This window comes from Amycolatopsis nigrescens CSC17Ta-90 (genome assembly GCF_000384315.1).
In the GTDB taxonomy this organism is placed as follows: domain Bacteria; phylum Actinomycetota; class Actinomycetes; order Mycobacteriales; family Pseudonocardiaceae; genus Amycolatopsis; species Amycolatopsis nigrescens.
On the sequence record NZ_ARVW01000001.1, the window covers coordinates 1,225,990 to 1,240,715 of the forward strand.

Below are 14,726 nucleotides of genomic sequence, written 5' to 3' on the forward strand. Positions count from 1 at the left end.
CCGCTGACCCCGGACGCAGCGAAGGCCACCTTGCCTGCATCCAACGCAGGCAAGGTGGCCTTCGCTGCAAAGGAAAGGGCTAGCCGGAGGTGTAGTAGGTGATGTCCCAGTGGCTGCCTTCGTCGCAGTAGATGTTGCCGGAAGCCGCTTTCCACTGCGGGTAGCCGTCGCCGCGGTTGGCGATGCGGGTGAAGGCGCCCTTGACATAGCCGTCCAGGCAGCCGTTGTGCGAGGTGTCCACCTTGTAGCCGTTGTAGTGGCTGTACGTACCGGACGCGTGCCCCACCTCGGTGCCGCCGGTGATGTTGATCCCGCAACCGCTCGCCCGTTTCAGCGTGATCACCCCGTCCACCGTGCTCGAGTTGATCTGTTCGAAGGAGGTGCAGGTCGGGTTCGACCTGGTGGTGCAGCCGCCGCTGGAGGACCAGGTGATCCCGGCCGCGCGCAGTTTCGACGCGGCCTGCGGCTGGGTGAGCTTGGTGGCGGCCGAAGCGGTGCCGCTGACGGTGAGCAGCATGGCCGCGGCGACGCCGGTGGTGACGGCGAGGCGCGGCAGTATCGGGCTTACGCGCATGGCATACCTCCTGGTGGGCGCTCCTGGTGGACGCTCTTGGTGCAGCACTGATGCGCGCAGCAAATCCGGCGCCGCCATAACTTCGCCAAACGCGCCGGGCGCCGGTGGCGAACCGGTTACCAACCGAGCCGGATCTTCGCCAGCGCTTCACGAGCCTGGTCCGCATCCTGGCCGTTCTCCACCGGTTCCAGCTCGGCCAGCGCCCGCAATTCCCACAGCGGGAAACCCAGCTCCCGGAACAGCCCGGCGGCCTTCCGCAGGGTCTGTGCCGCGGCCGGCACCGCGCCGGCCCGCGCGCGAATCCGGCCGAGGCTCACCATCGCGTACCCGGTCCCGCGCCGGTCCCCCAGCTCGCGGAAGGTGGACAGGGCGGTCCGCAGGTGCCATTCGGCCAGCGCCGGGTCCCCGTCCCGCTGGCAGGCGTCGGCGAGCCCGCGGTGCGTGTACGCGGCCGCGTGCCGGTGTTCCATGCCCTGGAACAGCTCCAGCGACCGGGTCAGGTGCCGCCTGCTCTCCGCGAACTCGCCCGCCGCGCCGTGCAGGTCGCCGAGGCTGCGCAGGACATGCGCCTCCCAGTGCCGGTCGCCGGAACGGACCGCCCCGGTCAGTGCGTCGGCCAGCAGCTCGGCGGACCGGTCGTGCTGCCCGTGCCGCCGCAGCACGTCCGCGTACCGCTTGGCGGCCTGGTCGTAAAGCCGCGTGTCATCGCACTTGCCGGCCAGCAGCATGCTGACCTCGAAGCCTTCCACCGCGCTCCGCACGTCGCCGAGGTCCTCCAGCAGCGAGCCGAGCTGGTAGGAGGCAACGGACTGGCCGCGCACGTCCCCGCAGGCGCGAAGCACGTCCAGCGCCTCCCGCAGCCTGGTCAGCGCCTGCGGCCCGGCACCGAGCTCCGCGTCCACATCCGCCAGCGCGATCAGCGCCGCCCCGGTCCCGCACTGGTCGCCCAGTTCCCGGAACTGGGCTTCGGCCAGCGCGAAATACCGCCTGGCACGGGAAATCCGGCCGCGCTCGGACTGCAACGTGCCGAGCGTGAGCAGCTTGCCCGGCGCCCCGGCCTGGCCGGGCCGGCGTCGGGCCGCGGCGAGACCGAGCAGTGAGACCACCCCGCTCCACGGCCGGGTCGGCCGCACCCCGGCCAGGCCGGCGTACAGGTCCGCCAGCCGATCGGTGAGCTCGTCCCAGCCGGCCGCGCTGGCCACCCGCACCGCGCCCGCGAGGTTCTCCGCCTCCAGCTCGCACCAGGGCGCCGGGTCCGCCAGCATCCGGTCGCCGAGCGACAGGTAGGACTCCAGCGCCCGGCGCAGCGCGGCATCGTCGTGCGCGGTGCGCGGCATTTCTCGCGCGTACAGCCGGACGAACCCGGGCAGGCGGTAACGCACGCTGTCCAGCGGGTCGCGGCCCGCGGCGCGCAGCAGGTGCGCGTCCACCAGCTCGTCGAGCAGGTCGCGGGCGGCGGGTCGCGGCAGGTCCAGCAACGCGGCCGCGGTCCGCTCGGACGCCTCGGGCACGCCGAGCAGGCCGAGCAGCCGCAGGGCGTCCCGCTCGGCGGGGCGGCAGGCCAGCACGCTCTGCGCGACCATCGCGCGGACGCTGAGGTCCCCGGCGGTGAGCTGGTCCAGCCTGGTGCGCTCGTCAAGCAGCCTGCCCGCCAGCTCGGTCACCCGGAGATGCGGCCGCTGCGCCAGTTTCGCCCCGGCCACCCGCACCGCCGAGGCGTGCCCTTCGCAGCTTTCGACCAGCCGGCAGGTGGCATCCGGTTCGTCGAGCAGCCGTTCCCGTCCGGCGATCCCGCCGAGCAGTTCGAAGGACTCCGCCATGCTCAGGTCGCCGACCTCGACCGGCCGCGCGCCGACAAGGCCGGCCAGCCGGCGGCGGGAGGTCACCAGTACCGCACAGCCTCCGCCGCTGGGCAGCAACGCCCGCACCTGCCCTTCGCTCGCCGCGCCGTCCAGCAGCACCAGCAGCCGCCTGCCGGCGGTCTGCCCGCGCCAGAGCGAAACCAGCTCGCCCGGCTCGGCCGGCAGGTCCACGTCGTCCACGCCGAGCGCACGCAGGAACCGGCCGAGCACTTCGGCGGTGCCACCGGCGCCGGGCAGCTCGGCGAACAGCTGCCCGTCCGGGAAGCGCCGGCGGATCCGGTGCGCGGTCTGCACGGCGAGCGCGGTCTTGCCCGATCCGGCCTGCCCGTGCAGCACGATCGGCGCCGCGGCCCTGGTCAGCGTGGCGAGTTCGGTGAGCAGGGTCGAGCGGCCCGCGAAGTCGGGGGTGGCCGGCGGCAGTTGCGCCGGTGTCCCGCCGCTGGTCCATTCCCGCCCGGCGATCCGGCGGTACTGCCCGACCAGCTCAGGTCCCGGCCGGACCCCGGCCTGTTCCCAAAGCGCCATTCTGGTCCGGCGCAGCCAAACGAGTGCGTCCCCGGCCCGGCCGCAGCGTTCCAGCGCCAGCACCAGCTGGGCGACCAGCGGTTCGTCGGTGGGCCGTTCGGTGACCGCGCGGAGCAGTTCGTCGACCACCTCGTGGTGCCGCCCGGCCCGCAGCTCCAGCTCGGCCCAGCCGCGGAAGGCCGACCAGCGGCGGTCGTTCAGCCAGAGCTTGTGCGCCTCCAGCAGCGGGCCGCCGGTGACATCGGCCAGCGCCGGCCCGCGCCAGAGTCGCAGCGCCCGCTCCAGCAGCAGCCTGCCGCCGTCGGTCGCGGCCGCGGCGGAACCGGTCAGTGCCAGGAACTCGTCGGCGTCGAGTTCCCCTTCGCCGACGTTGATCCGGTATCCGCGCGGCCCGGTGCGCAGCCGGTCGCCGTCGGCCAGCGCCTTGCGCAGCTTGGAGACCGAGATCTGCACGATCGCGGTGGCGCTGGCCGGTGCGCCGTCCGGCCACAGCTCGTCCACCAGCTGGTCCCGGTGCACGAACTCGTTCGGTTTCGCCAGCAGGACCGCGAGCAGGCTGCGCGGCTGCCCCGCGGAAGGCAGCGCAACCGAGGCGGCCAGCGGTCCGAGCACCGAGAACTGCACGAGATCGCCCCACCATCCCCAGCGGCCGATCAGGATCTACCACGACCGGGCAAATCTAACCCCTGGGGTCGGCAAAAAAATAGCGAACCTGCGACCTGATGAGCCCGCTGTCCGAGATGGTGAAGGTATCCGCGAAATCGACCTGCACCCCGGTGATGCCGTCGACCAGGCTGCCCACCGCCGCGACCCGGTTCCCCGCGCCGAACACGTCGTGCACCAGATGCTCGCAGTGCCGCGGCGCCGGCAGTCCGCTCTGCAGTCCGCTGTGCAGCCCACCGTGCGGCCCGCTGTGCAGGCGTTCGAGCCGGTCCCGGCCGCGGATGGTGGGCTTGCCGGGGATGCGGACCACCGCGTCGGCCTCGAACAGCGACGCGTAGCCGTCCATGTCCCCGAGGTCGAGGTAGTGATAGCTGAGCCGCGCGTGGTCGATGCCCACCGTGGTCAGGGTCCCGCTGACCGAACCCGTGTGCAAAACGTTACCCCGAATCATACCTAGTGTCCTATTCAACATCGGGTTGTTCAGGTCGGAAGTCATGTGGCTGCCGCGTCGACTCGATGTGCGTAACTCTCCATATCACCTGCCGGTTCGGACCCCTGGTTTCCCTCGACCTTGGCTGTGCCAGTGTGTCCAGGCCTGCTTCCGATCACCTATCGGGTCACTATCGCCTGTCCCGCAAGGAGAATCACCGGCAGACTTGTACCGCCGACCGCGGTGTCAAGCCACCGGACGAGGTACCCGGGAAGAGACCCCGTCCTCTCTCGGTGCGAAGAAAGGTCCACCGACCACCCATTGGGAGGTCCGCGATCACCGAGGGAGCGCATAAAGTGGCCCAGGCAGAACAGTGTGTGGAGGGTGGCGTCGTGACTACCCAGGTTGACCGGCCCGCCGGCCCGGCCTACCGGATCCTCGGTCCGATCGAGGTAGGCGGTGGCGGACGTAGACAACTCCGGGTACCGCCTGGCCGTCAGCAGATCGTGCTCGGCGCCTTGTTACTGGAGGCGAACAGGCTGGTCAGCATCGACAAGCTGATCGACGTGCTGTGGTACGACAGCCCGCCGGCGACCGCGCGGACCCAGGTGCAGATCTGCGTGTCCACGCTGCGCAACAACCTGGCCAAGATCGGTATGGAGGGCGCGATCCTCACCCGTTCGCCGGGCTATCTGCTCCAGGTGGCCGAAGACGAGCTGGACGCCGAGCTGTTCGCGAAGCTGGTCGGTGAGGCGAACGAGCTGGCCAAGCAGCAGCGCCCGGCCGAAGCGGCGCAGTTGCTGCGCCAGGCGATCGGGCTGTGGCGCGGCCCGGCGCTGAGCGGCACCGCCAGCCGCACCCTGCAGGCCAAGGCGGCTCAGCTGGACGAGAACCGGCTCAGCGCCATCGAAACCTGCCTTGACCTCGAGCTGCAGCTCGGCCAGCACCACCAGCTGATCGGCGAGATCAGCGTGCTGGTCAACGACTATCCACTCCGGGAGCGGTTGCGCAGCCAGCTGATGCTCGCGCTGTACCGGTCCGGCAGGCAGGCCGAGGCGCTGGACACCTACCGGGCCGGCCGGGAGCTGCTGATCGACCAGCTCGGCCTGGAGCCGAGCAACGAGCTGCGTGACCTGGAAGCGGCCGTGCTGGCCGGGGACACGTCGCTGCTGATCGGCGAGCCGCCGGCCGCGGCCAGCACCGCGCCGCAGATCACCCCGTTGCAGCTGCCCGCCGACACCGGTGACTTCACCGGCCGCGGCGAGCTGATCGAAGAGGCGGGCGAACTGCTGCTCGGCGGTTCCGAGCCGGGCGACCACCGCGCCACCAGGGTGGTGGTGATGGTCGGCAAACCGGGTATCGGCAAGAGCGCGCTGGCCGTGCACGTGGCCCATCGCCTGCGGGATCCGCATTTCCCGGACGGTCAGCTCTACTGCGACCTCGGCGGCACCGGCGAGCAGCCGATGGAGCCCGGCGACGTGCTCAGCCGGTTCATCCGCGCGCTCGGTGTGCCAGGTTCGGCCATCCCGGAGTCGGTGGACGAACGCGCCGCGGTCTACCGGAGCCTGCTGGCCCGCAAGAAGATGCTGGTGGTGCTGGACGACGCGGCGGCGGAGAGCCAGGTCCGCGCGCTGCTGCCGGGCAGCCCGAGCTGCGCGGTGATCGTGACCAGCCGCAGCAGGCTGACCGGGCTGGCCGGGGCGAACATGCTCGAGCTGGACGTGCTCGACCCGGACCAGTCGCTGCAGCTGCTGGTGCACGTGATGGGCCAGAAGCGGGTGTCCGACGAACCCGCCGCCGCGGAGGCGCTGATCCGGCTGGTCGGCGGGCTGCCGCTGGCGCTGCGCATCGTGGCCGCCCGGCTGGCCGCGAGACCGCGCTGGTCGCTGGCCTGGATGATGGAACGGCTCGCCGACGAAAGACGGCGGCTGGACGAGCTGGCGCACGGCGAGATGATGGTGCGGGCCAGCCTGGCGCTGACCTACAACGGGCTGGCCCCGGACGCGCGCCGGCTGCTGCGGCTGCTCAGCTCGCTGGACGGGATGAGCTACCCGGTGTGGACCGCGGCCGCGTTGCTGGACGAGGACTACTTCCACGCCGCCGACCTGCTCGAGCTGCTGGTGGACGCGCAGATGCTGGAGGTCGCCGACCTCGATCTCAACGGCAGCCCGCGCTACAAGTTCCACGAGATCATCCGGCTGTTCGCCCGCGAGCAGCTCGAAGAGCGGGAGAGCACCGAGGACCGCCGCGCGGCGCTGGCCAGGGTGGCCGGCGGCTGGCTGGCCATCGCCGACGAGGCGCACCGCAAGATCTACGGCGGCGACTTCACCGTGCTGCACGGCACCGCGCCCCGCTGGCAGCCGTCCCCGACCTATGTCGGCAAGGTGCTCTCCGATCCGCTGAACTGGCTGGAGGCCGAGCATTTCAACCTCTGCTCCGCGGTGTCGCTGACCGCGGACGCCGGGCTGCACGAGCCGTGCTGGGACCTCGCGGTGACGCTGGTCAGCCTCTTCGAGTCCCGCTGCTACTTCGAGAACTGGGAGCGGACGCACCACAAGGCGCTCGGCGCGACCAGGGCGGCCGGCAACCAGCGGGGCACCGCGGCGCTGCTGTGCTCGCTCGGCTCGCTGTACCTCAGCCGCGCCCAGCCCGCGGCCGCGGAGGAGGTGCTGGCGCCCGCGCTCGGCACCTTCGAACAGCTCGGCGACCCGCACGGGCTGGCCATGACCGAACGCAACCTGGCCTGGCTGGACCGCCAGCGCGGGAACACCACGGACGCGGCCGGGCGCTACCGGCAGGCGCTGGAGAACTTCAGCCGCGCCGGCGATCTGATCGGGCAGGCGCACGTGCTGACCGGGATGGCCAGGCTGGAGATGGACGCCGGTGCGCACACCGACGCCGGGACGCATCTGCGCGAGGCACTGGCCATGTGCCACGAGGTGGGCAGCTCCAGGGTCGAGGTGCAGGTCCGGTACCTGCTCAGCGGGCTGCTGGTGCTGCAGGGCCGGTATGCCGAGGCGGACCGGCTGCTGGCCGGCCTGCTGGACACCGTGCGCGCCGCGCACGACCTGGTCGGTGAGGCCAGGATCCTGCACCGGCTCGGCACCATCAGCACCGGACTGGGCAGACCGGACGAAGCGGAGCATCTGCTGCGCAGCGCTCTCGCTGTGCGGGAAAAGAGCATGGACTTCGGCGGCGTCGAGGAGGTCCGAATAGAACTGGCCCGGCTGCTCGGTGCACGCTCCGCGACCGCCGGACTACCGGCATGAACGGAAACCGCGGAGGCCGTCCGGAAACAGCGGTGCCGCCGGGCGGAAAAAAGCCTGGAAAGCGGAAAGGGCCCCAGCGCGTCGGGGGCCCCTCTCCACCCATAACCGCCGGTCAGCGGCCAGTTTCGGACTTGAAGTCCCAGGGCGTGTCCTTTGCCTGCAATACAGTGAAAAACCGCATTTCAAAACCTCATTCCAGCGAACCATTGAACGTTTGTGGTTAATGCTGGAATAGAAGCTAAACGAACCAGGCATCCCGCTATTATCGCGGCGGCGACCGCCCGGTTATCACGTCATTATCTCCGCCCAGGTCGCTCACGATAACCGCGCGATAGCGGCAGGTAGCTACCCTGGCCCTGACGGGAGTCCTGACCGAACTATTCGGTGCGCGGCGGCGGGAGTCACATGGACGGCCATTCCCCAAAGAACACCTTCGGCAGCCTTTTGCGTGCCCACCGGATTCGACAGGGGGCGACCCAGCGGCAGCTTGCCGACCTCTCCACGGTGAGCGTGCGCGCGATCCGCGACCTGGAGCTCGGTCGCGCCCATCGCCCGCGGCGGGACACCGTGCGGCTGATCGCCGACGGCCTCGGCCTGTCCGGCCGGGTCAGGACGGAGTTCGAGCTGGCCGCCCGCAACGCGGCCGGCGACCTGGAATGGCCCGCTCCCCCGCCGGCACCGCTGGACTCGCTGGTCGGCCGGGAGTCCGAGGTGGCCGTGCTGCACGAGCTGCTCGCCTCCGGTGACCAGCGCATGGTCACCATCGCCGGGCTGAGCGGGGTCGGCAAGACCAGGATCGCGCTGGAAGTGGCCGGGGTGCTGCACGGCACCAGCCGGATGCCGGTGCTGTGGTACGCCGCGAACCGGCCGGCGACGGTGAGCCGCACCCAGGCCGCGGTGGCCGGCCTGCTCACCTCCGGCAGTTCCGCGGACGAACTGTCCTCGCTGCTCGGCAGCCAGCCCGCGCTGCTGGTACTGGACGGCTGCGAACCGGAGCAGGTCTCGCTGGACCGGCTGACCACTCTGCTCGGCGAGTGCCGCGGGCTGCGCGTGCTCAGCACCGCCCGCGAACCCTTCGACGCTCCGGGGGAACGCATCTTCCCGCTGGCTCCGCTCGCAGTGCCAAAGCCCGGCCGCGCGCACGACCTGGCCGAGCTCGCCGCGGTGCCCTCGCTGCGGCTGCTCACCAGGGCGATCCGGCAGGTGCATCCCCGGTTCGAGCTGACACTGGCGAACGCCGGCGCGCTGGCCGCGCTCTGCCGGCGACTGGACGGCGTGCCGGTGGCGCTGGAGGCCGCCGCGTCCTGGTTCCTGGTCTACGAACCCGAGGTGCTGCTCGAGCACGTCACCGCCGACCCGTTCGATCTGCTCGGCCGCCCGGTGACCGGCGACGGCGCGCCCGGCCTGCGCGAACTGCTCGGCCGCGCGGTGGATTCGCTGGACGCCGCGGAGAGCTCGCTGCTGGGCAGGCTGGCCGCGGTGGACTCCGGCTGGTCGATCGGTGAAGCAGCCGAGCTGACCGGCGTGCCGCCGGCGTCCTGCGCGCAGCTGGTCCGCCGGCTGCTGGTGCGGGGCGTGGTCCGCCCTGCCGACGGCGCGGACCGGGTCCGCTTCCGCACCCTGGACCTGGTGCGCTCGCTCTGCTTCCAACGCGAGCTTTCGAAGGTCTGATGCCCGGTCTGATGCCCGGGGTGTCCTGGCCGCCGGCGCGGCGGCCGGCGCCGGATCCGCACTGACCGCTTTTCCCTCGAAGGTGCCGGCCGGGCGCTGCCCCCGGCGCCGTTTCCCGTGCTCCGGCGCCGCGCTTTCGTTGCCGTACAACGGCGGGCGCGACCGGACCGTGCTGGCCTGCGCGTCGCACATGCGATGGACTCTCCTTCTTTGAGGGTCTCCCGATCCCAAAAGATAGGCCGCGGCACCGGCACCGACGGGCAGTTCCCGGGGCAATGCGAAGGCGGTTTCGGCGCGAGCTGAAAATAACCGTTCCACCATTCGGCCGAAGTCCGCCTATTAGGGGTCATCCAACGAGCTTGTGGGGTCACAGGAAGTATGTGTTTCCCATTGCCGGGATTCACTCCTAACGTCGATCTCGAAGGAGTTTCCGCCTTCACCGACAGTTACTGAACCGAATCGGAAGGCTTTTCATGACTGACCGTTCGTTGCGTGGCAAGGTCGCCGTCATAGCCGGCGGCGCGAAGAACCTCGGCGGCCTGATCAGCACCACCCTCGCCGCCGAGGGCGCGGACATCGTAGTGCACTACCACGGTGACGGCAGCCGCGACGACGCGGAGAAGACGGTGGACGCGGTGCGCCGGAACGGGACCAAGGCGATCGCAGTCCAGGGCGATCTCACCAAGGTGGACGCGGTCCGTGCGCTCTTCGACACCGCGATCGCGAACTTCGGCGGGGTGGACGTGGCCGTGAACACCACCGGCCGGGTGCTGCGCAAGCCCATTGTGGACACCACGGAAACCGAATACGACGAGATGTTCGCCATCAACGCCAAAGCCGCGTACTTCTTCGTCCAGGAGGCCGGTAAGCGGATCAACAACGAGGGGAAGATCATCAGCCTGGTCACCTCGCTGCTCGCCGCCTACACCGACGGCTATTCCACCTACGCCGGCGGCAAGGCGCCGCTGGAGCATTTCACCAGGGCGGCGTCGAAGGAATTCGCGGCGCGCGGTATCTCGGTCACCAATGTGGCGCCGGGACCGATGGACACACCGTTCTTCTACCCGCAGGAAACCCCGGAAAGGGTGGAGTTCCACAAGTCGCAGGCGCTGCGCAACCAGCTGACCCGGATCGAGGACATCGCGCCGCTGGTCCGTTTCCTGGCCACCGACGGCTGGTGGATCACCGGCCAGACCATTTTCGCCAACGGCGGCTACACCACGCGTTGAGACCACGCGGTGACACCCGCGTCATCGGGCCGCCGTCATCCCGGAGGGGCGACGGCGGCCTTCGCGGCGGCGAGGAACGCGTCGCGCACTTCGGAGCCGCCACTGTCCAGCCACATCGCCTGCAGCGGCACGAAGACGGCCGGGCGCAGGTCCAGCACCCGCACCGCGCCGTCCGCCGCGGGCCCCGGCGGCGCGGTGACCAGCGCGAAACAGTCGTTGCCCAGTACCGCGGTGACCGGCGGGGTGCCTTGCACCGGGTTGACCTCGAACTCCGGTTCGGCGCCGGCCCGGCGCAGCTCGCCGAGCAGCAGGTCGGTGTAACCGGAGTGGCCCGGCGGTGCCCAGAGCATCAGCCGCTCCCCCGCCAGGTCCGCACCTTCCAGCCAGTCACGCCCGGCCAGCCGGTGCCCGGCCCGTACCGCGACCCGGAGCCGGTGCTCGCCGATGGTGGCCGCGGCCAGCCCGCGCGGCGGGGACAGCACCCGGCCGAGCGCGAGGTCGATCTCACCAGCCAGGAGCCGCTCCGCCAGCGACCCGGGGAACAGCTGCCGGACGGTCACCGGGATCTCCGGGTCCGCCGCCCGCAGCGCGCCGAGCAGCCCGGTGATCTCCTGCGCGGTGACCGCGGGGGTGTGCCCGATCCGCAGCGGGCCGCGCTCCCCCTGCCCGATGCGGCGGGCCCGCGACGTGGCCGCCTCGGCGGCGGCCAGCAGCGCTCGCGCGTCCTCGTACAGCGCCCGCCCGGCAGGCAGTACTACGGTCTGCTGCCCGGTCCGGTCGAGCAGCGGCGTGCCGACATCCCGCTCCAGTGCCCGGATGGACGTGCTCAGCGCCTGCTGGCTCAGATGCAGCCGGGCGGCGGCCCTGGTGAAGCCGAGTTCCTCCACCACCGCCACGAAATGTTCGAGCTTCCGCAAGTCCACTGTCACCTGTGCCCTCCTCGCCCCAGCCTACGATCCACCACCGGTGAACTGCGGAAAAAGGATGACACCCCGCTCATCTGAGCGCTATCCGGACAGTCCCTTGTGGACTGTCCATTGGTGGAACCGGCGACACTCGAACGCGGCCTTTCCCGTGCTGGATAGCGTGGTATGGTCCGATTTCAGGATCCACGTCGATGATTTTCGATGTTTCTCAGCGCCGAGCAGCAACCAGGCGAGCACGGACGCGTCCTTAGGAAAGGCGGCACTGGAGGGACATGGCTGAGCGGTTCGAATTCACGCTGGGCAGCATCGAAGCGAGCATCGTGGGACAGGCACTCGACGTGGACGTGCGGCAATTTCCGCTGCGGATCCGCAACAGCACCGTCGATCCGGTCCGTTTCGTGAAACTCGCCAAACAGGTCTACCGGGACTTGGAAGATCGGCGGCTGTCCGTCTCTGGCGAGCTCAACCGAGCGGTGCGCACCGCGTTCGAGCTGTTCGGCGGGCACCGGGTCTCGGTCGCCATCACCGGGATCGACGGGCGCGGGGACGACATCGCGGTGCTGACCCTGACCGACGGCGCGCAGGCGCTGGGCATCACGCAGCCACCCGGCGAGGACGAGCTGCAGTTCTCGCTGTTCTCCGACGACGAGCTGGTCGAGGTGCTCACCGGTGTGCTGCCCGCGGTACCGGCCGCGCCGGGCGGCACCCTCACCGTGCGGCGCCGGGCGGACCAGCCGCAGTCGGCGATGGCCGCGCGGCGGCTCGCCGAGGCCGAGCACGACGAGGACGAGACCGACGCCTTCGGCAACATCCAGCTGCGCGGGGTGGTCAGGCCCGGCCGGTCGTCCCGCCGGGAGCGGCCCGCCGCCGCCGACGACGACACGATGCTGGCCGAGATTCTGGCTGGACCGCGGCAAGGTGGCGGCTATTTGACCGCGAACGGGCACGGCCGCCACGACGAGCGGCGCTCGGCCCAGCCGGTGACCTGGCTCGACACCGAACAGGGCCGCTATCTGGTGCACACCGACGACGAGGGCGGCACCGTGACCGCTCGGTACGCCCCGGCGGGCCGGGCGCAGGTCACGGCCGCCATCCAGGAACTGATCTCCAGCGTGTACTGACCGGGACTGAAACACGGACACACAGGACTGATCCGATATGAGCGAAGAAACAGACGCCAGGCAGGTAATGGCCCCGTTGGCGGCCACCCGGACGGACGCGATGCCCGCCGAGCGCACCGAGCCCTTCCAGGCCGCCAAAACCGCCGAGCCCGCCGAGGCCACCGCGCCCCTGGAGCGCATGTCCATGGGGTTGAGCGGGACCGAGCTGCAGACCATGGCGCGCAACCGCGGGTTCGCGGTGGACGAGTCCACCGGCGACCGGATGATCAAGTCCCTGGAAGGGGTGCTGGACAGCCTCACCGCGCGCTGGGAGGAGCTGCAGAAGCTGCAGAAGGACCCGCCGCTGAGCGGGACCAGCACCGCGCGCTGGGTCTCCGGGCACATGGTCGCCACCGCGGCCGACGAGCGCGGCCTGCTCACCCAGTTGCAGGAGGCCCGCGCCGAGTTCCCGAAGTACATCGACGCGATCAAGCAGGCGAAACAGAACTATCAGCAGCGCGACGACGACACCCGTGACGCGCTCGGCAAGCTGGAGCCGCAGGAATGAAGATCACCGACTCGAGCGGCGGGTTCGACCCGGACGGCCCGTTCTACGACCCGACCGCCGACCCGGACTCGCAGTACTACGTCGGCCCGATCAGCTCCGAGTCGCAGTCCGGCGACGAAATCCGCGCCGAGGTGGCCAAGGAGGTGAACGCGGAGGTCGACGGGCAGCTCGCGGCAACGGACAACTGGCTGCTCAAGCTGATCCTGCCGCTCACCCGCGACTCGCAGATCCAGCAGCGGTACACCGAGCGGATCGAAGAGGCGCGCAAGGAATTGGGCGACGGGCTGGAGCTGCGCGAGACCGGTGGGGCCCCGCAGACCGTCTGGGCCAACGCCTCGCACGAGCAGATGAACTCGGCGATCTCGGAGCACGCCGACCCCGCGGTGGTGGCCGAGTCCTCCGAGGAATGGGTGCGCCTCGGCAACGAGCTGGTCGGGCACCAGGAGGCACTGGCGGAGGCGATCAACGACAGCCTCGGCAACTGGGAGGGGGGCGGCGGCGACGCCGCCCGTACCCACCTGGCCCAGGTCGGGCAGTGGCTGGGCAGCACCGCCCGCGGGGCCACCCTGGCCGGGCGGCAGCAGCAGATCCATTCGCAGACGCTCAACGAGACGCAGAAGCAGATGGCCGCGAACCCGCCGGTGGAGTTCTCGCCGGCCGAGGCGAGCGCGAAGTGGCAGCAGATCACCGACCCGGTCCAGCTGGGTCTGCAGGTGAACCAGGACCTGGAGACCTACCGGTCGCAGCAGGCCGCCAAGGGGCACGCCGCGCAGATCATGACCCAGTTCGACGAGACCGTCGGCGGGGCCACCACCACCCCGGCCTTCGCCGCTCCGCCGAAGCTCGACCCGACCGCGGGCGGGCTGGTGCCCTTCTCCGCCGCCAAGCGGCCGGGCTCCAGTTCGCCGCAGGGCTTCAACATCCCCGACACGGGCACTTCCCAGCAGGGCTTCAACGGCGACAGCTCCCCCGGCTCCCCCACCGCGCCGAAGGGCTTCAACACCCCGAGCATTCCCGCTGCCTCCGGTGGCCCTGGCGGCCCCGGTAGCCCCAATGCCCCGCTGGGCGTCGTCTCCCCGCAGGGCTTCAACTCCCCCGGCGCCCCCAACTCCCCCGGGGCACCCAAAGGCTTCAACGCCCCCAACTTCCCGCAGGGCGGCAACCCCGGTGGCGGCGAGCAGGGCGGTCCCGGTGCCCGGCAGGTGCCGCCGATCCCGGGCGGCCCGGGGGGTTCGGTTCCGGGCGGTTCCCCGCGCGTACCCAACTTCGGCGGTCCCGGCAGCGAGATCACCACCCCGGGCAGCTCAGGCCCTCGGCCAACGCCTCCGCGGATTCCGCCCATCCCGCCCTCCTTCGGCGGGCCCACCACCAACCCCGGCAACTCCGACCGCCCCTACTCCGGCCCCATCCCGGGCATCCCGGGCGGCGGCAAGCCGGGCACCGAAAGGCTGCCGACCATCGGCCGGACCGGCGGTGTCAGCGACAACATCGCCAACCGGCTCGGCGGCCCGACCGGCGGCGGTCCTGCGGGCGGCCGAATTTCCGGCGGTTCCCTCGGCGGCATTCCCGGTGGTGGTGGCGGCAAAGGCGTCGGCGGCATCGGCGGCGCGGCGGGCACGGGCGGCGGGCCAGGCTCGGGCGGCCCGGCCACCGGAGCGGCGGAACCCGGCGTCCGGGGCGGAGCCGCGGCGGCCGGTGCGGCGGGCGCGGCCGGCGGCAGGGGCGCCGGCGGTGCCATGGGCGGCATGCCGATGGGCGCCGGTGCCGGTGGCGGCAAGGGCGGCGAAGAGGACAAGGAGTACCGGGTCGCCGAATATCTCGAGTCGGACGATCCGGACATGTTCGCGGCGGAGGACGTGGTCGCCCCGCCGGTGATCGGTGACTGGAAGAACAAAGACTGGAAGTGACG

General features: G+C 71.1%; 10 protein-coding genes. 6 read left to right on the forward strand and 4 right to left on the reverse strand.

Annotated features, from left to right (window positions below; genetic code table 11):
- Nucleotides 1-79: 79 nt before the first annotated feature.
- The 3 genes from AMYNI_RS0105615 to AMYNI_RS0105625 form a co-directional block, all read right to left on the reverse strand.
- Complete coding sequence (locus AMYNI_RS0105615) at nucleotides 80-574, reverse strand: hypothetical protein (protein ID WP_020667004.1); 495 nt, start codon at nucleotides 572-574, stop codon at nucleotides 80-82.
- A gap of 116 nt (nucleotides 575-690) precedes the next feature.
- On the reverse strand, nucleotides 691-3,585 hold the full coding sequence (locus AMYNI_RS0105620; RefSeq protein WP_020667005.1) for an AfsR/SARP family transcriptional regulator: 2,895 nt from the start codon (nucleotides 3,583-3,585) through the stop codon (nucleotides 691-693).
- Between the two features lie 55 nt (nucleotides 3,586-3,640).
- A complete protein-coding gene (locus tag AMYNI_RS0105625; RefSeq protein WP_020667006.1) occupies nucleotides 3,641-4,057 on the reverse strand; it encodes a nuclear transport factor 2 family protein in 417 nt (138 codons plus the stop codon).
- A 389-nt stretch (nucleotides 4,058-4,446) separates the two neighbouring features.
- Here AMYNI_RS0105625 and AMYNI_RS43670 point away from each other — a divergent pair, with 389 nt between their 5' ends.
- The 3 genes from AMYNI_RS43670 (at nucleotide 4,447) to AMYNI_RS0105640 (ending at nucleotide 10,223) form a co-directional block, all read left to right on the forward strand.
- Nucleotides 4,447-7,323, forward strand: coding sequence for an AfsR/SARP family transcriptional regulator (locus tag AMYNI_RS43670; protein WP_245573877.1), 2,877 nt, complete (start codon nucleotides 4,447-4,449; stop codon nucleotides 7,321-7,323).
- Between the two features lie 405 nt (nucleotides 7,324-7,728).
- Nucleotides 7,729-8,994 carry a helix-turn-helix domain-containing protein gene (locus AMYNI_RS0105635; RefSeq protein ID WP_020667008.1) on the forward strand — a complete coding sequence of 422 codons (1,266 nt, stop codon included), beginning with the start codon at nucleotides 7,729-7,731 and terminating at the stop codon, nucleotides 8,992-8,994.
- Between the two features lie 473 nt (nucleotides 8,995-9,467).
- On the forward strand, nucleotides 9,468-10,223 hold the full coding sequence (locus AMYNI_RS0105640; RefSeq protein WP_020667009.1) for an SDR family oxidoreductase: 756 nt from the start codon (nucleotides 9,468-9,470) through the stop codon (nucleotides 10,221-10,223).
- 35 nt (nucleotides 10,224-10,258) lie between these two features.
- Here AMYNI_RS0105640 and AMYNI_RS0105645 read toward each other — a convergent pair whose 3' ends face one another.
- The gene (locus AMYNI_RS0105645) at nucleotides 10,259-11,152 is read right to left on the reverse strand and encodes a LysR family transcriptional regulator (RefSeq protein ID WP_040405541.1); all 894 of its coding nucleotides are present in this window, start codon (nucleotides 11,150-11,152) and stop codon (nucleotides 10,259-10,261) included.
- A gap of 269 nt (nucleotides 11,153-11,421) precedes the next feature.
- On the opposite strand from AMYNI_RS0105645, the gene AMYNI_RS0105650 reads away from it, so the two are divergent.
- The 3 genes from AMYNI_RS0105650 to AMYNI_RS0105660 are packed head-to-tail and all read left to right on the forward strand — an operon-like array spanning nucleotide 11,422 to nucleotide 14,724.
- Complete coding sequence (locus AMYNI_RS0105650; protein ID WP_020667011.1) at nucleotides 11,422-12,270, forward strand: ESX secretion-associated protein EspG; 849 nt, start codon at nucleotides 11,422-11,424, stop codon at nucleotides 12,268-12,270.
- Between the two features lie 37 nt (nucleotides 12,271-12,307).
- Nucleotides 12,308-12,817: a hypothetical protein gene (locus tag AMYNI_RS0105655; protein WP_245573879.1), complete on the forward strand. Its 510-nt coding sequence runs from the start codon at nucleotides 12,308-12,310 to the stop codon at nucleotides 12,815-12,817.
- Entirely contained in the window at nucleotides 12,814-14,724 is a 1,911-nt protein-coding gene (locus AMYNI_RS0105660; protein WP_020667013.1) for a hypothetical protein, read from the forward strand. The genes AMYNI_RS0105655 and AMYNI_RS0105660 overlap by 4 nt, the downstream gene beginning before the upstream one ends.
- Nucleotides 14,725-14,726 lie beyond the last annotated feature (2 nt).

Excerpts from the sequence above, each read along its gene's own strand:
- AMYNI_RS0105660 (WP_020667013.1), top strand. The coding sequence starts at position 12,814 with ATGAAGATCACCGACTCGAGCGGCGGGTTCGACCCGGACGGCCCGTTC.
- AMYNI_RS0105655 (WP_245573879.1), top strand. The coding sequence starts at position 12,308 with ATGAGCGAAGAAACAGACGCCAGGCAGGTAATGGCCCCGTTGGCGGCC.
- AMYNI_RS0105635 (WP_020667008.1), top strand. The coding sequence starts at position 7,729 with ATGGACGGCCATTCCCCAAAGAACACCTTCGGCAGCCTTTTGCGTGCC.
- AMYNI_RS0105650 (WP_020667011.1), top strand. The coding sequence starts at position 11,422 with ATGGCTGAGCGGTTCGAATTCACGCTGGGCAGCATCGAAGCGAGCATC.
- AMYNI_RS0105640 (WP_020667009.1), top strand. The coding sequence starts at position 9,468 with ATGACTGACCGTTCGTTGCGTGGCAAGGTCGCCGTCATAGCCGGCGGC.
- AMYNI_RS0105615 (WP_020667004.1), bottom strand. The coding sequence starts at position 574 with ATGCGCGTAAGCCCGATACTGCCGCGCCTCGCCGTCACCACCGGCGTC.